The organism is Pseudobdellovibrionaceae bacterium (assembly GCA_020635075.1).
GTDB lineage: Bacteria > Bdellovibrionota > Bdellovibrionia > Bdellovibrionales > UBA1609 > JADZEO01.
This window is the reverse complement of the sequence record JACKAM010000003.1, coordinates 147,056-168,551: the sequence shown is the minus strand read 5'-3', so window position 1 is coordinate 168,551 and position 21,496 is coordinate 147,056. Positions and strand designations below refer to the sequence as shown.

At 50.8% G+C, this 21,496-nt stretch carries 20 protein-coding genes; 12 read left to right on the top strand and 8 right to left on the bottom strand.

The genetic code is table 11. From position 1 onward, the window contains the following. Nucleotides 1-179 precede the first annotated feature (179 nt). Entirely contained in the window at nucleotides 180-1,664 is a 1,485-nt protein-coding gene (locus H6624_15230; GenBank protein ID MCB9085698.1) for a helix-turn-helix domain-containing protein, read from the top strand. A 277-nt stretch (nucleotides 1,665-1,941) separates the two neighbouring features. Here H6624_15230 and H6624_15225 read toward each other — a convergent pair whose 3' ends face one another. Further along, nucleotides 1,942-4,455, bottom strand: a complete 2,514-nt coding sequence (locus H6624_15225; protein ID MCB9085697.1) for a right-handed parallel beta-helix repeat-containing protein — start codon at nucleotides 4,453-4,455, stop codon at nucleotides 1,942-1,944. Nucleotides 4,456-4,677: 222 nt separating this feature from the next. Further along, the gene (locus H6624_15220; protein ID MCB9085696.1) at nucleotides 4,678-5,655 is read right to left on the bottom strand and encodes a hypothetical protein; all 978 of its coding nucleotides are present in this window, start codon (nucleotides 5,653-5,655) and stop codon (nucleotides 4,678-4,680) included. Between the two features lie 481 nt (nucleotides 5,656-6,136). On the opposite strand from H6624_15220, the gene H6624_15215 reads away from it, so the two are divergent. From H6624_15215 to H6624_15165, 11 genes are read left to right on the top strand one after another with little or no spacing between them, the layout of a single operon-like run. Then, on the top strand, nucleotides 6,137-6,853 hold the full coding sequence (locus tag H6624_15215; GenBank protein ID MCB9085695.1) for a MotA/TolQ/ExbB proton channel family protein: 717 nt from the start codon (nucleotides 6,137-6,139) through the stop codon (nucleotides 6,851-6,853). A 31-nt stretch (nucleotides 6,854-6,884) separates the two neighbouring features. Continuing rightward, nucleotides 6,885-7,349, top strand: coding sequence for a biopolymer transporter ExbD (locus H6624_15210; GenBank protein MCB9085694.1), 465 nt, complete (start codon nucleotides 6,885-6,887; stop codon nucleotides 7,347-7,349). A 23-nt stretch (nucleotides 7,350-7,372) separates the two neighbouring features. Next, nucleotides 7,373-7,876: a biopolymer transporter ExbD gene (locus tag H6624_15205; GenBank protein ID MCB9085693.1), complete on the top strand. Its 504-nt coding sequence runs from the start codon at nucleotides 7,373-7,375 to the stop codon at nucleotides 7,874-7,876. Between the two features lie 27 nt (nucleotides 7,877-7,903). Further along, entirely contained in the window at nucleotides 7,904-10,945 is a 3,042-nt protein-coding gene (locus H6624_15200) for a tetratricopeptide repeat protein (GenBank protein ID MCB9085692.1), read from the top strand. Beyond that, nucleotides 10,945-11,184 (top strand): hypothetical protein, encoded by a 240-nt coding sequence (locus tag H6624_15195; GenBank protein ID MCB9085691.1) that lies wholly within the window; start codon nucleotides 10,945-10,947, stop codon nucleotides 11,182-11,184. The genes H6624_15200 and H6624_15195 overlap by 1 nt, the downstream gene beginning before the upstream one ends. 10 nt (nucleotides 11,185-11,194) lie before the next feature. Continuing rightward, the gene (locus tag H6624_15190) at nucleotides 11,195-12,340 is read left to right on the top strand and encodes an AgmX/PglI C-terminal domain-containing protein (GenBank protein ID MCB9085690.1); all 1,146 of its coding nucleotides are present in this window, start codon (nucleotides 11,195-11,197) and stop codon (nucleotides 12,338-12,340) included. Between the two features lie 5 nt (nucleotides 12,341-12,345). Continuing rightward, entirely contained in the window at nucleotides 12,346-13,689 is a 1,344-nt protein-coding gene (locus tag H6624_15185) for a hypothetical protein (protein ID MCB9085689.1), read from the top strand. Between the two features lie 9 nt (nucleotides 13,690-13,698). Then, nucleotides 13,699-14,397 carry an outer membrane beta-barrel domain-containing protein gene (locus tag H6624_15180; GenBank protein MCB9085688.1) on the top strand — a complete coding sequence of 233 codons (699 nt, stop codon included), beginning with the start codon at nucleotides 13,699-13,701 and terminating at the stop codon, nucleotides 14,395-14,397. 12 nt (nucleotides 14,398-14,409) lie between these two features. Further along, entirely contained in the window at nucleotides 14,410-15,993 is a 1,584-nt protein-coding gene (locus H6624_15175) for a hypothetical protein (protein MCB9085687.1), read from the top strand. Beyond that, nucleotides 15,977-17,020 (top strand): VWA domain-containing protein, encoded by a 1,044-nt coding sequence (locus H6624_15170; protein MCB9085686.1) that lies wholly within the window; start codon nucleotides 15,977-15,979, stop codon nucleotides 17,018-17,020. The genes H6624_15175 and H6624_15170 overlap by 17 nt, the downstream gene beginning before the upstream one ends. Further along, the gene (locus H6624_15165; protein MCB9085685.1) at nucleotides 17,007-17,759 is read left to right on the top strand and encodes a hypothetical protein; all 753 of its coding nucleotides are present in this window, start codon (nucleotides 17,007-17,009) and stop codon (nucleotides 17,757-17,759) included. The genes H6624_15170 and H6624_15165 overlap by 14 nt, the downstream gene beginning before the upstream one ends. Nucleotides 17,760-18,084: 325 nt before the next feature. Here the strand turns inward: H6624_15165 and H6624_15160 are convergent, their stop codons facing one another. From H6624_15160 to H6624_15135, 6 genes are read right to left on the bottom strand one after another with little or no spacing between them, the layout of a single operon-like run. Then, nucleotides 18,085-18,570, bottom strand: a complete 486-nt coding sequence (locus H6624_15160) for a nuclear transport factor 2 family protein (protein ID MCB9085684.1) — start codon at nucleotides 18,568-18,570, stop codon at nucleotides 18,085-18,087. A gap of 1 nt (nucleotide 18,571) precedes the next feature. Continuing rightward, complete coding sequence (locus H6624_15155) at nucleotides 18,572-19,342, bottom strand: DUF1295 domain-containing protein (protein MCB9085683.1); 771 nt, start codon at nucleotides 19,340-19,342, stop codon at nucleotides 18,572-18,574. Then, the gene (locus tag H6624_15150; GenBank protein MCB9085682.1) at nucleotides 19,335-19,658 is read right to left on the bottom strand and encodes a hypothetical protein; all 324 of its coding nucleotides are present in this window, start codon (nucleotides 19,656-19,658) and stop codon (nucleotides 19,335-19,337) included. The genes H6624_15155 and H6624_15150 overlap by 8 nt, the downstream gene beginning before the upstream one ends. Next, nucleotides 19,639-20,388: a hypothetical protein gene (locus H6624_15145; GenBank protein MCB9085681.1), complete on the bottom strand. Its 750-nt coding sequence runs from the start codon at nucleotides 20,386-20,388 to the stop codon at nucleotides 19,639-19,641. Before H6624_15145 ends, H6624_15150 begins: the two co-directional genes overlap by 20 nt. Next, entirely contained in the window at nucleotides 20,385-20,900 is a 516-nt protein-coding gene (locus H6624_15140; protein ID MCB9085680.1) for an NUDIX hydrolase, read from the bottom strand. The genes H6624_15145 and H6624_15140 overlap by 4 nt, the downstream gene beginning before the upstream one ends. Then, complete coding sequence (locus H6624_15135; protein MCB9085679.1) at nucleotides 20,897-21,433, bottom strand: lipocalin family protein; 537 nt, start codon at nucleotides 21,431-21,433, stop codon at nucleotides 20,897-20,899. Before H6624_15135 ends, H6624_15140 begins: the two co-directional genes overlap by 4 nt. Nucleotides 21,434-21,496: the final 63 nt, after the last annotated feature.

Sequence of the window (21,496 nt, the reverse complement as noted above, 5' to 3'; positions counted from 1 at the left end):
CCGAGGGGATGGCAGGGGACAAGTGCTTCTGACAGACCGGGTAAAAGCCACCAGAGGTGACCAGATTTCTGACAGGCAGGTCCTGAAACGGGCCACTGGTAAGGAAAATCGCCATAGACGCATGGCAGTATGCCGCCATTAATTTGAAAAGCTCCGCAGAGAGCGACTATTGTGCCCCCATGCTTTTAGATCAAGAAACCCTTAAGTACATTTTCGGAATGAAGATGCGCGGACTGCGCTTGGACAAGGGGCTGTCGTTAAAGGCCCTTTCGGAAAAGACGGGGATGTCGCCCTCTTATCTGAACGAAATTGAAAAGGGTAAGAAGTACCCGAAGAGCGACAAGATCATGATTTTGGCCAAGGCTCTGGGTGAATCCTATGAGGACATGATTTCCGTCAAGCTTAAGCGCGAGCTAAGTCTGGTGAGTCAGCTTTTGGAAAAGAACATTCTCACCGGTGTTCCCTTTGATCTGTTTGGCATTCCAGCACAGGTAGTCTATGAGCTGCTTTCCGAGCGACCCCGAAAGATGGGGGCTCTGATCGGAACTCTTTTGGAGTTGGCCCGAGCCCACAATATATCCATCGATGAGTTTTACTACGCCACTTTGCGCGCCTACTTGGATCTGCACCAGAACTTCTTTCCCTCATTAGAGGAGAAAGTTGAAGTTTGCCGGAGGGACAAAGGACTGGATGTGACCCGTGGCCCGGCGGAAGTGGCGGTTCAGCTCAGGGCAATTCTCAAGAAGGATTACAATATTGAAGTGGTGAGATCTGACTTCACCCAAGTCAGCACCAGCCTGGAGAACTTGTTTTATTACCTCAAGAGCAATGGCAAAGACTCCACTCTTTACCTTCATCAGGGACTGGGGTCTCGTGAAGAGGCTCTGATTTTGGCTCGGGAATTGGGCTATGTTTACCTGAAGCTCAATGAAAGGCCCATGAGCAGCATCATCCAGTCATTGGATTCCTTTCAGCAGTTGCTCAATCACTTTTCGGCCTCCTATTTTGCCAGTGGACTTCTAATTCCTGAACGGGAGTTTGTGACAGGCCTAAAGAAGTTGTTTAAGGCCAAGGCCTTCGATGGCCCAGCGATGAAGGAGTGGGCACTTTCCTATGCTAGCCCGGTGGAGAGTGTTTTTCATCGCATGACTCAGCTCTTACCCAGGGAGTTGGGCATTGATCACCTGTTCTTTTTGCGGCTCGACTATGAGGCCATGGAGAACCGCTTTCAGGTGGTGCGTGAGCTACACCTGGCGGAAAGACACAATCCTCACAAGATTTCAGGTAACGAGCACTATTGCCGCCGTTGGCTGACCACTCGACTTCTGGAGAAGATGCAGGCGGGTGGTGGCGACGATTTTTCTCTCGGCTGCCAAAAATCTCACTTTCGCGGCTCTGATACCGACTATTTGGCCTGGTCCATGGCCTTCAAAAAAGATGTGCCCAACGGGGATTTGGCGGCAATCACCGTAGGTGTTTTGATCAACAAAAAGGTGGAAGAAACCATTTCCTATCTGAGTGATCCAAACATTCCGGCCAAGGAGACAGCCGAAAGCTGTGAGCGCTGTGAACTCACCGACTGCGCTGAGCGGGCCGCCCCCTTTAACCCAAAAATGGACCCCCTCCGACCCGAAAAAATCCGCCAAGCCCTCAGTCAAATCTGAACCCGGCCTTTCCTTAATCTTGCCTAAAATAGGCGAAGCATCAGCGCCTTGAGTGGGTGAAGCCCTTAATCGAAGCGGTTACCGAATTTTGAGTTGAGAAGACGGACTCCGGAGGATCAATATGGTTAAAACCGAGTTCGGCTTGGTGCTGCGCTCTGAGCGAGAGCGCTGCTGCCGGACGTATGGTTGAGGTTTTAAGCCTATTGATCGCAGGAGGACGTATACCCAACTTGGAATTCGTACTGCGGAGATGAATCATCAAAGGGGCCAGAGACAATCATATCCCATTGAGTGGGTGGGCCATCATGTACACGTTGCTGACTGTGCCGTTTTGGAAGGCGCAATAATCGGCACCCGTGATCTCCCCATGCCCTTGGTAAGCGCCGACGTTGGGCGTGTAGACGCAACCTTCGTTGCTTTCACAGAGACCATCTTCATCGCCCACGAAGTCGCCAATAATCTCGACAGCATTGGTGAGATAGGTGTTGGGTGTGGGCTTCTGATCAGTGGTGGTCACCGAACCGCCCACTTCAACCGGGCAGGTGCCACCTTTGACGAAGGCACTGTTAATACCATTTAGGGCACCACTACGATTAAGCAGCCAAGTGTCTGAGCTGGTCAGTTGCCAATCCCAAATCCGGCAAGATCCCGAGTTACATCGGCCTTGGGCAGGGCCTGTCATGGCGGGCGAGTTTCTGCCCCAGCCGCGAAAGTTGTTGTCAAATCCCCACCAGTCGAGAGTGGTGGCGTAGTTGGCCGACCCTGATGAGTCCGAACCATTAGTAAAGTCATCGGTCAGCAGGTTGCCCACAAAGGAAGTGCTTAGGTTGAGGCCAGTCCAGAGAACAGCCGAGGAGTTGTTGCCCGTGTAAGTACTGGATCCATCGGTTCCCGTGGTCGTGCATGTGAGATCGATCACACCACCCGCAACAACTGCGCCGCCGGCAAGCTGACACAGCTGGGTGTTGTTGCCTAGGCCCACGTAGCCTTGCAGTCGATTGTCCGCTGAGCCAGCATTTTGTACGACATAGCCGGCGCCGGTCGTGTGGGTTGAGACGGTGTTGATAAGAAAATTGGTCGAGCCGGTGCTTATGGCAAATCCTTGTGCAGCGATATTGCCGACGAGAACATTATGGAGAGTATTGTTGTTGCCGTTAATATAGACGCCTTGATTGGACATGTTGCCAATGGTAACCAGGCCAATGGTGTTTTGATGGGCGGTACTGAGACTCAGGCCCTTGTTGGAGCCGCTGATGACTGCGGCGGTCAGGTAATTCTCGCCGGCAGAAACAAAGCTAACACCATCAGATCCATTGTTATGGATGCTCAGGTGCTGCATGACATTGCGGCTTGAAGTCACCAGTTGGATTCCAGATTGGGTTTCGTTAGAGGAGCGGAAATATTCAACATGATTGTCATTGGCGCTGTTGCTAAACTTCAGCCCCATAAATCCAGAGTTTGAAGTGGCCGAATGGCGTACCTGGTTATTCTGACTGTTGTAGAAGTACATTCCAGTATAGAACTGGTTAAAACTCGATTGTCTAATCGTATTGTGGTTGCTGTTTTTAAAGAGAAGGCCAGACGAGTTGGCCACAGGTGAGGGGTCATTGAAGTCCCCTTCGATCCAGGTGAAGTTTCGGGTATCTCCCTGGATGAGGCAGAAGTTACTGCCGGACCCAACGGTAATGGCTGCCGTATCACAGTTGCCCATTTGCACCAAGTTCATGCCGCCCTTTACAACCAGACCAATACGGTCCGCCCCAAAGATGTAGCCCTTGGAGGCCCGCGGTCCATCGGCAACATAAATGGTCCCAGATGTGCCGAGGGTTTGGGGCGCCGTCGCTGAATTGTCGATCAAGGACGTAACTGTGTTGGTCCACCAAGCTGCCGGCGGACTTTGATAAATGGCGGTCGGAGTATTGACTGTAATCCGATTGGGGATCCATCCTGATTCTGTGACCAGGTTGCGCAGCCCCCTCTCCGATTTCAATTGGGAATACAACTTCACATTGCCCGAACCATCAAGACATTCCCATTTGAAAGAGTCCAAGTCATCGTAAGCGGTGACACCAGCACAGCTGGCCACATCGGGAACATTGACGTAACGAAGGTCCCCGCCATGGATACAGCTGTAGTAGCCAGGACTGCCCACGGTACATACAGACCCAGAGGCATCCAGCCGACCGGTTCCATCAGCCATCACCCAATCATTCCAATTGGAGCCATTTGTGCCGTAGAGCGGGACGACAGCGAGATTCACAATAGTTGGGAGTGGCCCGCCAGGTTGAGTTGCGCAGTTAGTGGCTAAGTTGAGTTGGGATTTCACATCATTCCCGGCACCGGGATAGGACGCGGTGATTTCCACCACTTTGTCACCGCCCGAAAGTTCCAGGGGCTGGTCCGACTGACCAGCCAAGTAGACCTTGCTGTAGTCCATCGATTCGTTCCATGGGGGGCAAGGGGAGTTGTCGCCTGAGTCAGCCACGTAGGCGTAGAGTTCCACTTTACGATCCACCCCATTAGGGACGGGCAGCACGATATCCATTCCTGAATCAATAAAACCGTGCCATACACCCCGCTGCGGATGACAGCTGCTGGGTGGCGGGCCGTAAATCCCTGGTCCTTTGACGTTGACGCCGAAGCAGAGTTTTTGGTCGGCGGGAAATGTACTTTGTGCTCCCACCTGCTGCAGGGGACTGGTGTCGAGAATTAATTTGGTGTTGGGATCTTTGGAGCGGGTGCAGGAAGAGGTCAAGCCAAGCGTCAAACCAATAAGGAGTAAACTTCTCATACGGACCACGGAATTCCCCTTTTGTTGATACTCAATATTATCGGTCAAAAGGAGGGCTATGTTTCGGGGAATTCAGGATTAAGAGAGGATTCTCATGAATTTGATTCGTACTAGAAATGGGCTCATCTCATAGTGAGATCTAGGATGGATTCAGGTGTCTGGTCTACAAATGAAACGGGCTGGTGAGCCGCTCCCAATGTGAAAGCGGCTCGACAAAGCATTCTAAAACGCTGTCTGTAGACCTGCGGTGACTATGTATTTGGTGTCAACCTGAAGATTGACGATATTTTTGAGTCGTTGAAACACCGGGATGCCGGCGGCGTAGGAGAAGCTCGTGTTCCCCAGTGTCTTGATCGGAACACTGCCTTTGAGGGTAAAACCCAAATCCCAGTTATTTTGTGGCGCGTGGTAGTACTCGGTGTAGAGATTGCGCCCCAGAGACTGGTCAACGCCGGCCAATTTGCCAATGTGTTTGTAGTTCAACTTCACTCCTGGTGTGAAGTAGGAGCTCAATGTCCAGTCGGTCCACATGGCGGCCGAATACTCACTGCCGCGCCGGTAATCTTCCTCGTTGCGGCCTGTGCGCACCAAGGCAGAGGCCATGGCTCCGGAGCGCAGTGGCTGGTTCCATGACTTCATGTAAACCATGCTGCCGTAGACATCATAGGTCCCTGAACCGGTTTGCAGGTAGTAGGCCTGGTTCACATTCACTTTGCGTGGATTTTTGATTGTCACCGATCCCGTGGGCACTTGGACTCCCACCGTGCTAATCAATGTTTGTTGGGCATCAATGGGTTCTACGTAGGTCGAAGACAACATGGTGTCGCCCCAGCCTTCGGTTTGACTCTTAAATAACTTTCCACCTGCACGCAGTTCCGAGTAGTTCTGCAGATATTTTCCATTGGCTGCGAAGGACAACTGATTGGTTTGTTTGTAGGTCACGCCCACACTTTGGCTTTCAACTAGAATACGATCAAAACTGTAACTGTTACTGCGCGCGGCCTCGGTGCCGACAAAATCAAATCTACCGCTGGTGAGGTTCATGGCCCAGCGATTGGCTGGAGCCGGCTGCACCGCTTGACTGCTTTGGCGGAGTTCAGTCCCAGCCTTTTCCGTTTGATTATTGGCCTTGGCTACGGCTCCGGAAAAACCTAAGCCCAATGCGATAAACAAAGATCCCCATTTAGAAGCTAAACACATGATTTCCCCCAGTTTTTCAACACCCTCTCGTGCTGCGAATTTTCGCTGATCATTAGAAGTCCCACATCCGCGGATGGGATTCAAGAAATTGCGCTGCCTACTACAGCGCATGATGACTTTGGGGTGAAAGACCCAGGTATAGACAAATTTCAAGCCTGTCTAGATCGGGCAGCAAGGGGCGAAGTTTCCAGACTTTGAAGCAATTACTCGAGGAGTGCCGATAAAAAGCTCCTGGTCTTTCACTTTGGAATCTTCTACCTGGTATTGTAGTAAAGTTCATAAAATTTGCAAAAGACGAGTCATAACAAGTACTTATATCTTCACAAAAATCAAATGTTTTGTCCCTAATGGCCCCTCTTTGTTAGATTCGCCACGTTAATTAATCCATAGAAGATTTAGTCGGCCCGCTGTGGCGTGGTCCGGCAAAAAGTTCTCTGTTGGGTAAGTGGAGCAACAACCTTTTCCAGTGAGGGGAAGAACAATGGAATTCTTTTCTAAGATCAACGCCGCTTTCAGTCAGGGCGGAATTTTTATGTGGGCCATTCTTGTCCTGCAGGTTTTCTCAATTGCCATCATCGTCGAGCGCGGCTTTGAGCTGTTTATGCGCCGAAGGGTGGACCAAGAAGACATCGCCGACGGTTTTGAAGAAGTCATTCGTCGCGGTGAGATCGAAGCTGTGTATAAGCAGGGTAAAGATGGGGAAGAAAAGAATCCCGTTTCTCGCGCCATTGCTGCTGGAGCCAAAGCTGCCATGAACTTAGGCGGCCGTAATGAAATCCAAGGCAAGATGGATGAGGTTTTATACAAAGAATCTGGACGCTTGGAAAAGCGCGCTGGCTTTTTGGCAGTGATCGGAAACGTGGCCACACTGACCGGTCTGTTGGGAACAATCACAGGAATGATCAAGGCCTTCGCGGCCGTTGCTTATGCCAATCCGGCCGAGAAGGCGACATTGCTCTCCACTGGTATTGCCGAAGCGATGAACACGACAGCCTACGGACTGATTGTGGCAATTCCGGCTCTGCTTCTTCACGCGGCTATTCAAAATCGTGTCACCATTTTGATTGAAGACCTCAATCAGGGTGCCATGAAGGCCTTTCACTGGTTGTGCTACAGCTACAGCCCAGTGGCTCAGGCCAAGCGTGCCAGCCAGGAAATCAAAGAGTTCCAAGCAAAGAGTCAGCAAAACGCTCAGTAACCTATCTATATAGATATTTGGGGAGTTAGCCGTGAGTCGGTCACGAAGAGACAAAAACCTGGATTCAGAAATCGATCTGGTGGCTTTTATTTCGCTGCTGTCTGTTTGCATCTGCTTCCTGCTTTTAACCGTTGTTTGGGTTCAAGTGGGGTCTCTGCAGGTCAAGCAGGCCGTCGGTGGACAGGCTGCTGAAGATACCAAGAAAGAGCCTGCACTTTGGACTCTGATCAAGCCGGACGGAAATCTTGAGTTGAGACTTGAGAATGCGCCCAGCAAGGTGGCCAGAAAGTTTGGCAGCCAGGTGATTAAAAATCAGGACGGTAAACCCAACCTGGAATCACTGAAGGAGTCTGCCAGTCTTCTAAAATCAGAGCTGCCTGAGATCAATATGGCTTTGGTCCGTCCGGAAAGCAAAAGTGCTTACGGAGATGTGATCCAGCTGATGGATGCTCTTAAGGGTGTTGGCTATAACAACTTGGGAGTGGCTCCCCTATAAGGCGGAGTGACGAGGAGGGAATCATGATTTCGACACTTTCAAGCCTGGAAAACAACAACAGCTTCGTGAGTTCAGTGGACAGTTGCTCGTCTCTGAATCCTAAGGCTGGAAAGCGGCGCAATATGCAGGCGGCAGCACTGATGCTGACCTCTCTGGTCGACGCATTCTCCATTTTGGTGATTTATCTTCTCGTCAGTATGTCGAACTCCGGTGAGGTTCTCTATATCGATAAGGGAACCGAGTTGCCGACGGCTGTGAACACCCACCTGCTTGAGCGCAATACGGTGGTGAAGCTGAAGGACGATAAGTACTTCATCGAAGAAAAGGAAGTTGGTGCCAACGATCTGGTGGCTCGATTAGTGGAGCTGCGCAAGGAGTGGGCAGAGAAAAACCAAGACCCCAAGGCGGAAGCCGCTCTAACGGTTCAGGCGGACAAAGATACTTCTTATGAGCACATCAATCGAATTGTCGCCTCGGGCAATCACGCGGGATTTGGTGAGATTAATTTTGCGGTACTTCAGAACTGACGAAGGGTCAGGATGATGGTGAAAACAATGGGCAGATTCAAAAACACAATAAAAATAGGAGCAGCGGCGCTGGTTGTGCTGACCGCTCTACCTGCCTTTGCGGTGGATCTGACGGCTGAGACTGTTTTGATTAAGAAGCTGCGGAATGTTTTGGCTCGCCTGCCAGAAAATGATCCTTCACGCAAGGACATGGTTCTCCGTTTGGCTGATCTCCATGCCGAACGGGCCCGTTTGCTGTCCGTTAACGAGTTGGAAAAGGGATGCACTGAGTGCACTGCGGGTACCGAAGATCGGCAGCAGGCCATCGACCTCTACGAAAAAATCTTGGCGGGTAAGGATGGGGCCGACAAGGGTGCCATCTACACCCAGCTGGGCCATCTCTATGAGATGGTAGGCGAAAAGAAAAAGGCCATCGGTGCCTATGGACACATTTTGAAGAACAGTCAGGATCAGGCAGCGATTGGTGAAGCAAATCTCTCTATGGGCGAAATCTATTTTCGGCAAGGGGAATTTCGCAACGCGATTCCTCATTACGAAAATGTCATGGCCAACGACAAATCGGGTGGCAGAGGATTGGCTGCCTATCGTCGCGGTTGGAGCTTGTTCAACCTAGGTGATGACAGAAGAGCTTCCGAAGCCATGATCGAGATATTGCAGTCCCCGGTCTTGTTGACCCGTGGTCTGGAGCCCGGAGTGGTGAAACCAGATGCTGAATTTCAAGCTGAAGTTTCCCGTGATTTGGCCACCTTTTTTGGTCGTCAGTCCATTACTCTAGATCAGGCTAAGCAGCTCTTTGAGTTGAGTCCTAAAACTGCCGCTCGTGCCAATGCCGCATATCTGGCCAAAGAGTTGGAGAGAATGGGCAAGATTGGACCGGCGATTGAGGTTTGGCGGTTTGTTCTTTCCAAGGAGACCAGTCCGAAGGAAAGACTCACCGGTCTCACTCTGTTGGCTCAACTGGAAATGACCTCCAAGCTGCGTGAGCCGGCCATTGCTGACTTTCATGCAGCACTCAAGACTTGGCCACAAACTAATGACTGTAGGGACCAGAATGATCCCGTGTGTGCTGAAATTCGCACGCGTCTGAAAAACTTCCTGGTGAATTGGAATAAGGAAGAAAGACAGAAGCCCAGTCAGGAACTTCTTGAAGGCTACTTGGCCTTTTTGCCTCTTTTTCCAACGGATATGGATATGTCTCTTTACGCCGGTCTTGTGGCAAAGGAGCTTAAGCAGTATCCCAAGTCCTTTGAATTATTTGATTCGACAATTGGCCTTATGGCTCAGGATCTGGCTTCCAACCAGAAGCTCGACAAAAAAGCCCGTAAGGAATTGCAGGACAAGTTGGAAGGAACCCTTCTCAATCAAATTGAAGTGGCTGAGATGTCTAAGAACAAGGGTCTTCTCCAAAAGGCTTACGCCAACTTCCTGAGTAAGTCTGAAGACAGCGAGCACAAATTTAAGGTTCAGTACCAGCTTGCCTACATGGTCTACGAAAGTGGTGATTACTCAACGGCTGCTAATGAGCTCTATGCCCTGGCAATGATGCCGGGTAAGGGTGACCAAAAGATTAAGAAACAAGCGGCAGATTTGGCTCTTGATACCCTCGTGATCCTCAAAGACGACTTGCGCATCGAAAAGTGGGCGGGTGAATTTGCTCGCGTGTTCAAAGATGGTAGTCAGGACTTCCTAAAGGCCGCTCGCGCTTCGTTAATGAATCAGGCCGCCGCGGCGGTGAAAACCGGAGACCAGCTAGATCAGTTGGAGCAGTCCTGGGCTCTGTTGGCCAAGGTTTCTTTGGATGGAGCCTCTGAACCAGAAAAAATCAATTATTATCGAAACCGCACCATCTTGGCTGAAAAACTGAGCAAGTGGGATGAGCTGGAGTCCTCTGCGAAGACCCTCCTGACCATTGCGAGTTTGTCGGCTGAAGATAAAGAGTTTGCCATGGGCAAATTGGTTTGGGCGTCAGAGCTCAGGCTGAACTTTACCACGGCACTTCATTACTCTGAAAAGATGAAGTTGGCCTCTCTGTCTCCAGAGGACCGCCAATTGCGATTGGCCATGTTGGCCGATTTGGCGGAGAAGGACTCTGGACCTTACTTGCGTGAGTACCTAAAGGTCTCCAACAACAGCGAAAAAAATGTTGCCATAGCTACTCGATTGGTAAACGAGTCCAAACAGCCGGAAAAGGAACTGGGGTTCCACGAAAAGATCCTCTCCAAGAACTCAGAAGTTTTGGCTCGCTTGTACCTGGAGCAGTATGCTGAGAGTAGAAGCTCTAAGATTTTCAACAAAATGGTGAACGATAAGGAATTGGCAGCCACATCCAGTGGCAAGGTCTTCCAGCGCCAGGTGTTGCTGAACAAGATCGGCAAGGCCCAGAAAGAGTTGATGGGTCATCAGATCGACACTCGCAGCCAGAGTCGCCTCGGTCGCACTCTGAAGGCTCGCATTAGATTGCTTGAGAACTTTGAGAAAATGACGGCTGAGGCCCTTAATTCCAAAGATTGGATTGCTCAGGCAACCACTCTTCAGGTTTTGGCCAGTGAATCACAGCGCCTTTATGAGAACATCCTTGCTCTGCCCATGCCTCAGGGCCTGACTCCGGAGGAGCAGCAGCAATACCTGGGACTTCTCTCTGAACAGGCGAATCCGCATCTATTGAAGTCGCAGGAAGTAGGGCAAAAGGCTCAGGAGTTTTGGGGTAACCAACAGGCCACTACTCAGTTGAGTGGAATGGTTCAGGCGGAAAAAGGCAAAGTGCGTGAGTTGCTTAAGAGTCAGCTTGATGTCGCGGCAGCCGTCGCTCCTGAAAGTCTTAAAACCCAGTGGCAAACGGCTTTGGGTGAGGCGCCCTCCCAGGAGTTTTCAGGTAAGAGTGAGTTGACGCCTCAAGTGGCACAGGCACGAAGCGCTGTTCAGGCTGATCCGCTCAACCTGGAAAAGCTTCGATTTTTGATGGATCTGGAAAAGCAGCGCAACAATGCGGTGATGGTGACCTATCTAGAAGGCCGCCTGGCAAAGGGCATGGCGAACGCTGGATCTTCGCAAGAGGGGGGTAAGCAGTGATGAACCGTTTGATTTTGGTAACACTGTTAGTTGGATTAAGCAGCGGAGCCTTGGCCGCAGAAAAGAAAGCGAAGGCCTCGGGAACTGATTTGAGCTTTGAGGACCTATTGATCCAGGGACGCTACCACTTCTCCAACGAGTCCGTGGTGACAGTTGAAGAAGAAAAAGTGTTCAGCAAGCTTTTGAAGATTCGCAAAGACTTTGATGACCGGGTGGAAGACTCGGCGGACCAGAACTAGGAGAATGGCTGTGACAAAGCCCTTAGTGATCGAAAACAATTTTGGCGAAGTGGTTCGCACCATTCCTTGGGATGGCGGAGTTCAATTGTCGGTGATCAGGCATATCGAGTCCGGTCGTATCGAGGTGACTTCCAGTCCCGAGCAGTTCGGGGATGAGGGCACGGATTATCAATTCCTGGGACCCCTCAACAGTGAGACCCTCAAAGCCGGTGATTTTGAATTTGGCAATGGCAGTCGGGTGAAGTTGGCTCCGGATATTCAGAAGCTGGACCACAACGAGCCCGAACAGCATGAGTCCAACCGTGTTTTCTACTGGTGTTTGTCTATTGTTTTTATGCTGCAGATAGCATTTGTCATCGGTCTCAATTTTGTTCCTGAAATGAGCCCTGAATTAGAAGAGGAACTTAAAGAGCACGTATTAAAGGTGGTCAAGCGAGCTCCTCCGCCGCCTCAGACGGTTCGTATTCAGGCGGGCAGCTTTGATCTTCGCCGTGCTGAAACCAAGCCGACGAAGACAGCCTCGACAAAGAGAAGTGTGAGCCGCATGGGTGCTCTGGGTGTTCTTGGAAGTTTGAAGAACTCCAAGCAGCGTGGCGGTCTTGACTTAGGAGCGGCCCAAACCTCTGCCGGCGTTGGCCTCGGTGGCGGTACACAAGGGAGCGGTGGTGTTCAGACCAGCCTTTACGGAAAAGGTTTGGTTGCGGCCCCTCTCGGTGAGGGTGGCAATATTCGCGGTGGCGGTGGCTACGGAACCAAAGGTAAGGGTGGCGGTCGCGCCGGGTATGGAAAGTTGACCATGATTGGCTCGGCCGGCAACAACTCCATCCCACTGGGCACAGAAGCCATCATTGATGGTGGTTTGGACAGAGATGCCGTGGCTCGTGTGATGGAGGCCAACAAAGGCCAGGTTCTCTTCTGCTATGAACAAGGCCTACAGAGTGATCCGGGCCTGAATGGACGGATTGCCCTGCGCTTTTCCATCGGTTCCGATGGATTGGTGAGTCAGGCAGCGGTTGCCAGCTCGACCTTGAACTCGAAGATTGTCGAAAGTTGTGTCCTGCAAAGATTGAAAACGTGGCAATTTCCAATTCCTAAGGGCGGAATGGAAGTGAAGATTTCCTATCCCTACATGCTTAAGCGGAAGGGTCATGGGTGAGGAATATGAAGGAGTCAGTAATGGGCCGTCAGATGTTTGTCCTGCTAGCAATGATCACGGCACTGGTCGTGGGATGTGATTCGGGTTTTAAAAACCAAAATCCCATGGACGGTCAGCCGGACAATATTAAACGGGCGATTCCGCCAGAAAAGCTAACTGAGTCCCCAGCTGCCGATGTGTTGCCTGAGGATTCGCTGCAGATCGATACCGATTTATTCTATGAGTTTGTTGAGGGTGAAGAAAAGGAAGTGGTGATTTCCAGTCGCGCACTTCTTCCTGACACCGATTACACTTTGGAAATCGAAGGACTTGAGCGGCGGATGGATGCGGCAAAAGCTACGGCCTCTGCTGACAACCATCAGCAGACTATTCTGTGGACTCCCCCTCAGGGTTGGGTGGGCGACCAGGCCGTGCGCCGGACCCGCATCACCGTGGCGCTGAACGCAAAACGGGGAAAGACCCATTTGTCCCGTCGTAAGGACGTGGAGATTATTGTTTTCCGTGCAGACATGGGTCCCGAGATCATTCAGGTGGGTGAGATGCCGCCTAAGGGGATTCGTGAAGGCGATAGTTTTAACTTTGAAGTAAAAGTGCGCGATCCTGAGTCGGTTTCGACAACTTCTCCCTTGACTGGCAAACCTCCGGTCCTGCGTTTAGTGGAAACTCACGAAAGCAGCAGTCTGACGTCGATGATGTCCATCGACGATGATCCTAAGAGGGACGAAACTGACCCACAGGTGTGGACATTTAAGGTGTCTATTTCTCTGAGCGGGGAGCACAATTTGACTGACGACTCGGACACCCACTACTTTGGTCTCCAGGCCGTCAATCGTCACTTAGTACCTTCCGAGACCTCCAAGCAGACAGTGGTCATTCGCACCTCTCTGAAGGAGCCTGTGGTCACCTGGAACGAGAAAGACTCTGTGATCTTCTATGAAGGCAAAGAGAACTACTTCTCCTTTTCCATCATCGATCGGCGCGGCGAAGGTAAGACCTCAATTGAATGGGTCACAGACTGGAAGAAATTCCCAGGCCTGATGATTGCCTGTATGGACGGAGACAGCAGCAAAGATACGGACTGCCACGTGGCTTGGACACCCAAGTCCACTCCTGAGCTGGATTTGCCCAAAATTATTGAATTTGAATTTAAAGTATTCAGCAGAACAACGGTAACGGGCGACGACCTGGTAAAGGAAGTCACCGAAAAACGTCGGATATTGATGCAGAAGATTGGCCAGCCCCCAATCGAAAGTGAGTTGATGGAACTGTTGGGCGCCAGGTTGGATGAGGAGCGTATTAAGGCCGACAATGCTCCGGATTATAGTAACTACGGGCCGGGCGGGCACTAGGAGATGATGATGAAGAATCTAATATTTACCCTAATTGTAGGTCTCTTAGGATTGTCAGCTTCGGCTGGCGACATCATGGAGGGTTTTGACTCCCTTGGTGGCAACAAGGATCTTTACAACAAAGCCAAGGCTTTGCATCCTGAGACCGAAATAAAGATTGTTCAGGGTCGGACGGTGTCGAGGAAGTTCCGCCATGAGTTTTCCCCGCAGGTGGCCAGCTTTGTGGGTGGCGATGCCTACTTGTCGACGGACACCTTGGGATTGACCTATCACTTTCACATCAATCATCGCTGGTCGGTTGGTCTCAATTACTTCTATGCTTTTAACTCCCTGACCAGCGAAGCCAAGGCCTTGATCTCCAATGGGCTTCAACCCAAGTTGACCGAGCCTTTAGTTCCGGACCTGGATGAGCCCCGCCAGGGTTACTTGGCAACGGTGAATTGGTATCCTATCTACGGAAAAATGAGTCTCTATGATTTAGGAATCACCCAGTTTGATCTCTACCTGACTGCAGGTACTGGAGTGATGGAGCTCTCCTCAAAGGGAACAGGCACTTACACCTATGGTGGTGGATTGGGTGTGTGGTTCTCTCAGCATTTGACGGGCCGTATGGAATTGCGCCGTCAGGTCTATGATACGGAGAGATTTACGGGCAAACACACCATGAACCTGACCGTTCTTGGTTTGTCGTTGGGGTATATGCTTTAAGGAGTAATGGCCATGTTAAGGCAAGCCAGCAAAATTTTAATAGCTCTGGGTCTCAGCCTTTCCTTTACCTCTTATGGAGAGGATTTGGGTCAGATCCTTGGAGCGGCGAGTACGCAGGAGCTGGCGGCAATTCAGGAAGGCCGCCGAGCCATGTTGAGTTCCCTGACTGGAAAATCAACTGGCCCCTTTGTTGAAGCCTATGTGCAAGGCAAGTGGTCTGACGCCCTCAAACATTGGGGCGCCGAAGTGGCTGGTACTGGCTTTTCCAGCTCAGCCAACGGTAAGGCTCTTCTGGGCTTGATTCTGTTTGCTAACGGGTTGGAAACCACAGGCATTGAACAGCTTTTTCAGGTGAATCAACCTGCCAGCATTTCCCAGTCTTTGATGAACGAGTGGAAAAAGGCCGCTCCTGGATCGGCTCCTGTATGGAAGCAAGTTCAGATTAAATGGGACCCCGAGTGGACAAAAACCTTCGGTGTGGCGGCTCGGGTGAGAGCTACGGCTCAACAGTTGCGCAGTAAAGAGGATCTGAAGACCATTGAGCAGATGATCACTGAAACCGTTCCCGATACGGCTGAACGGGCTTGGCTCCAGTGGCAGTTAGTGACGGCTTTGGCCATCAAAGGCGAAGTCGGCGAGGCCGCCAAAATGTTGGGTCCTTTGATGAAGTATAAGGTCAACCCAGTATCTGATGGCCTGATGAACATCACCGCTGCCCGATTGCTTTACAAGCGCGGCTATCTGGACGTGGCAGCCAACTATTATAGTCAGGTTCCTAAGAGCTCTTACTACTGGTTTGAGGCTCAGGAAGAGATGGGTTGGATTTTCATTCGTCAGAACAAGCCTGAGGATGTGTTGGCTCAAACAAATACCTTTATGGTCACTGATTTTGGTTTCTTAGTGGGTCCTGAGACCTATTATCTGCGCGGATTGGCTCAGTTGAGTATCTGTGACTATCCCAACTCAGTGAAGACCCTGATGTACTTTAAGGACAAGTTCAAAGGACGGGCTCAGCAGTTGATCGAAGTGCAAAACAAAGGGCCAAAGTCGGTTGATCAGCTGATTCAGGCCATGAATCACCCAGATCTAAAAGTTGAGACCGCAGGTCGAGTGGTGAGCAATCTCCCTCGTCGCGTGTTGCGTGACGAGAAAATCCGCCAACTCTCCCAGGGTTTTGCTGCTCTGGAGAGAGAGGCCGCTGTTGTGAGCAAGAACTTTGCAACGCCTGGAGAGAAGTGGCTTGGTGAGATGATGGCCAGCAAGCAGGCCAATATTAAGTCGATGGTGGGTACGCGGGTTCAAGCTCTGGCCACCAAGGAGCTGAAGGAAATTGATGATACTCTGACCCGCATGCAGGTTCTGGAAGTGGAAGTGATCCAACAGGTGGACAGCGCGGCCAAGCGATTGGCAAAGGCTGGTCCAGGTGAGGATCTCAAGCCGACAAGCAAAAAGGGTCACACTGGCAGCCGCAATAAGGATTCTTTGACCTTTAAGACCAAAGCCGGTGAGGTTTGGTTTGATGAGTTGGCCAACTATCGTGTGAACGTGAAACAGTTTTGCGCCAACGGGGGGAGTGACAATGAAAAAGCCAACTAAATTCCCCATAGAGAGAGTGCTCAGTGGAGTTTTAAGTTTGTCCTTGGCCGCGGGAATTCTCGTTGGTTGCGGAGACAATGAGCCGACTCCCATGCTGCGCCCTCTGCCTGATCAGGGCCTGGAGCGCGTGATTCAGAAAAAGAAGGACGCCCAGGAGATTCGCCGTCCGATGGTGGAGATTCTCTTTGTCATTGATGATTCTGGAAGTATGCAGACTCATCAGGAGAACTTAAAGCGCAATGCGGTACTGTTTGTCTCCGCACTGAATCAGAGCGTAATTCTCGACTACCGTATTGGCGTAACCACGACCAGCGATAAAGACAAAGGCAATCTAAAGGGCCCCTTGGGCTCTTATGTGACCCCGCGAACGGTCAATGGTATGGATATTTTGGCCCAGTCTATGATTGTTGGCACTAACGGTGATGCCACAGAGAGAGTTTTGTCTCAGATCCTACCGGTTCTGCAGAATCCAGTGGCGAATTTTTCCCGGAAGGGTTCCTATTTAGCCGTAGTTTTTGTAACTGATGCCGAGGACCAGAGTAAATTGGATCCGACCAGTGTCTACAATGAGATGGTGAACTTTAAGGGTGGTGATCCTGAAAAAGTCCTGGTCTATGGTGCCTATGTTCCTCCGGGCGTGGACGGCTGTTCTCGTGACGGTGGTGAGCAACCCAAAAAGCTGGAGACCTTTTTGAGTTTGGCTAGTGCTGGAGCCAACGACAACTACTTTAATCTTTGTTCGCCCACATTTGGTAATGACCTAGCTCAGATTGCTGAGGACATTGTGGAGAAAGTGGGAAGCCGTATCACCCTGGACAAGGCTCCGGATCCGGCGACCATTGTTGTTAAGTATGGAAACATGACTATTCCCAATCATCCTCACAAGGGGTGGACCTACGACCCTGCAACCAAATCCATCTACTTGGGTCGTGAAATCGAGTGGCCGGAAGAGGATCAGGACAGGGAATTGACCATTGATTTCCGTCGAGCGATTTTTCCTGAGGAGAGAGAACATGCAAAAAAGTAAGCTACGGGCCTTAGCCGGCTTCATTCTGGGCATTTCTCTGATTACAGGAGTTTCCACTTCCCTGGCGAACACACCAGTTCCGCCAACAGGTGAGGACTTTTACTTTCCCATCGAAAATCTGGAGTTTGTTGGAATCTCTTTTGGACATGACGGATCGCCCTTGTATGTGGAGGATGAAGCCGATCCGCGCTTTGAGGCTCCTCGCTGTGGCTTTGGCATCAACAAGATGGAGGGTGGACTCACCGAGTGGATGTTCTCTCTCTATGAAGTCCGACGGCAAAGTAAGTTCAATGTTCGATTGGCCGCGCTGCCCAATATGTTTACCAAGGGAATCCTCAGTAATGCTGAAGAGCGCGAAGAGGGAAGCTTTGAGTACTTTGACAAGCGGCAGGAGCCCTACCGGCCGGTGCGCGTGACCTACGGTCCGATCAAAGAGAAGTTAACGGTTGATGAACTCAAGGCCATGGGTGCTTCAGCGCCAAATCCAACCAAGTTCATGGAAAAGGGTGCCGATTATTTCATCACTTTCAAACTTCCCCACCTGGAGAACAGCAACGGGATTCGTGATGTGGCTTTTGTGATCTATATCGCCAAGGGCAATATCGTCGGATATGAACACCGCCTGATCACCAAGAGCACGACCTCGGCCGACACTAAAAAGGTGCCCTTTATCCGAGTGGCCCTGCCGGAAAAACAGTCCGGACTGGAAAAATACTATACTTATGTCGTTTGCCGGTAATCCCTTACCGGCCTTCTCTCAAGCTAGTTCCTAAAAACTGGCTCTCATAATCGTTAAACCACAAAACTCTGGGCTGCCTTTGTCCGGGAGTAGGTCCGATTGCCGAGCCATTTCCGTGAATCCGAATCCTCACCGTCGCGCAGGGCGGGAGGCTGAGTGACCGAAGGGAATAGGCTCGGCCGAACGAGGCGCGGCAGGTAACTGACGCGACCCGAAGACGAGCCTGCGGCCGAAAAGGTGCGTGAGGATTTGCGGAGAATGGTCGGCAAAGGACCGACCTCACTGATAAAGGACTTTGTGGTTTAACGATTATGGGAGCCAGTTTTTAGTTTTTGAGCCTGTCTTTCACTTTGCCAATGATCCACGACAGGACGGGAACCTGCTCATATATAAACTCGCCCATATCAAAGTAGTCTCGGTGATAGCTAACAAGGTCCTGGTCGTTGAAATGGATGACGGAGTTTCCGTCTAGTGTAACGGTTTCCCCACCTTTGAGACCCTTGGCCTTCAGGTGCATCTTCCACACCAGCAAATGTTTGTTGCCAACGGAGAGATCGTCAATGAATTCAAAGTGGATCTCGGTGACGTTTTTATAGAGATTTGAGTAGTAAGCCTTCACCGATTCCCGGCCCTGGTGATCTCCTAGAGGATCAATAAATCGGGCGTCCGGATGATAAAACTGATCGAGAATCTCCATATTGTCGGCTCTCAAGCGATTAAACACATCTTTAATACGATCCATTTGGCTCATGGTTTCTCCAAAAGTGGGGATGGTGAGTAATAGGGCGGTAGCAATGGTAAGGGCCTTCATATCAAATCTCCTTGGGTGGCCAGGGAATGAGTTCGTTGGTGGTCTTCATATACTGTCGATAGGCTTCGCCTCGTGACTCCAATGACTGTTGACGAGAGGGCGGGACGCCCGTCACCTTCCAAATCAGGAGATGCATAACGATGGCAGGAAGAAAGCTCAGCAGGTTTCGACTGAGACCAAAATTATAGAGAGCAAATGTGTACCAAATAAGGATCTCAAAAAAATAATTGGGGTGCCGTGAGTACTTCCAGAGTCCAGAGCGACAGACCTTCTTTTGGCCAGAGTGGGTCTTTGCAAATCGATTTCTCTGCCAGTCAGCCAGGGATTCGCCCATAAGAAAGATCATAAATAGGATGGCGGCAAGTAAATTCCAGAAATCCAGTTCTATGTGTAAGGACTGACTGACGAGGTAGATGGGAATGAGGAGAAGGAGAACCAGGACCCCCTCAGCAATAAAGAGAAAGTAAAAGTAGAGGGAGGCTTTGTTGCCCCAATGATTGCGGAGTCTCACGTAGCGGGAGTCCTCACCCTTTCCATAAACACGAGCTAAAAGGAGCAGGCTCAGGCGGCAAGACCAGGCCAGGTACATAATGTGAAGGATCACCTGGGGCCATGTCCCTACGGAAAAAAAGCTGTGAATAACAAGCGGAACGAAACTCGAAACCCAGAATACATCAATCCAAGCAAACTTGTCCGTTTTGATAGATAGCCACCAGCCAAAGGAGAAATAGACAAGAACAAAGGCCAAGTGGGCCCAAAGGGTGTTATCCATGGGGCTTGCCCTTGCGCACAGCAATCGTCTGAGCCCGTTGGTTCCAGAGAGGAGCCGTGACAAACTGAAACCACAAGAAGAAGCCAATAAAGAGAAGAAAATAGTCCTGGCCCAGGCCCGGATATGGGGAGGAGCCAAAGGCCAGAGACTTAAGAATTAAAACCAAAAGACCATAGGACGAGAAGCAAATGGTCATCAGCCATACGCGAGGCTGAGAGATGGTGACCTCTGGTCTCGGTCGCAGTACCGTAAAGGGAAACCAGATAAAATCTTTGTCACTCAGTCTATTGTGGAAGTTAATTAGGGATTTGATCATTCTTAATCCTCTTGGCAGCGATTCGAGAAGCCTGTGAGTAGTCGTATTCAATCAGGACTTTTTGTTTGTCTCCTGTGTCCGTATAAATGTTGGAGTTGCCGTAATAGCTGATCAAATTCTGCGACTTCTGATCGTAGACCAATTCAAGGGTTGGCGCAAATAGCCGCAAGAATGGGTTCTGCAATTTGAGTTCAACCTTTGCCAGGCCATCCTCGCCCTTTTTGCCGATCAGGATCATATCGACTGTGGTTTGGCGGGCGGGTAGGATGAAGGTGGTAACAGGACGATCTCCCATCACAGCCTTTTCCAGGTTTGACACAATAAACTGATTGAGACCCTGACTGCCGCTCAGCTTTTTGTCGATGTCCATGGTGAGTTCCTCAATCTCGGCCTGGCGGTTGTCCCGGTACTGGATGTTTACTTTGTCACCCGTGACCACGACCTTTTCCCAGTTGCCGCTACGCAGATCTTCGAAGGTGAAATCAGGAAGGTAGGTGTTTTTACCGTAGTCACAACTGAGCACAGCAATGATATCACCCTGGGAGTTTCGGTAGGTGGTTTTGGATTTCACAATCCGGCCGGAAACCTCTGTCACCTCGTGCGTTTCGTTGTAGGCGATCGACTGCTTTTTTTTGGATTTATAGGCCGTGCCCGAAAACACGACTGTGTCCGTTGCCAAGGAGGGGGAGCAGAGGAGAAGGGCCGCGCCGGCGAGGAGGAACTTTCTCATTGTGCCAGCCTTTCGTTTCGTTGGTAGTGGACTTGCGCATGATGGAAGTCAGAGGGTTCAAAAAAGAACACGCGATGGGTGTCATCGTGACCGCGAGGGAGTGGCACATTGCTGAGTGGGGGAGCGAGGGCCGACTCCAGAAAAAACCGGGACATGGGCCGCACCAGCGGAGAGTGGATGGCCTCCTTCACTGGCCAAAAGCGTACATCCAAAAGCTCGGAAGTAAGAACTGAGATGGGGGTATTGAGTGTGAGTTCAACCTGAAATACCCAATAGATGTCAGTGGGGGCCTGCCGGTAGCGAATGCACAAGGGGGGGATGACTTTTCCGACCTGCCCGGTTTCCTCCCACAACTCTCTCAGGGCAGCGTCCTCTGGGGACTCATTGTCGTTGATGAAGCCCCCGGGGAACATCCACTGTCCTTTGGCGGGCCCATAGTTTGGCTGAACCAGCAGGACCTGGTCGCTTTCAATGACCAGGCATCCTGCTCCGACGGTTGAAAGCATTTTCATAATGTCTCCTTTTGAGGAGTGATGATCAGCTCTTGAGGGTCATAACCCTTAGGTGTAAGGCGAGAAATAATTCCTTCGTAGTCGTTTTTGTCCATTTGTGGTGTGCGACTGAGAATCCACAAATACTGACGATCAGGTTCTCCCACAACAGCCCATTGATAATTAGGATCGAGATCGATAATCCAGTAATTGCCAGCGAAGGGCCAAAAAAACTGCACCTTCAATTTAGCGTTAGTACTAGGATCGACAACCCAGGCCTTGCCCACGGCCTCATCGATGGGTCCATCGAAGGACCCTTCGTTGCAGCGATTGATCACCTTAATGTTGCCATCACCCCGAAGAGAATAGGTAGCTGTCGAAGCGAAACAGTCTCCTTGGAATGAATTGGGATAGCGGGCGATTTCGAACCAGGTGCCCAGATATCTATTGATGTCGACCGAGGGAACCACCTCCAGCTGAGATTGGTTGAGAGCCCCATGTGCGCAGGAAGTCCCCCAAAAAAATGCCATCAAAGTTGCTGCTAGATTTGTCATTGTTTCTCCCTCCTGAGTTTCTCTAATAGTAGCAAAATGGCCCCACTTTGTCTAGTTAAAGAT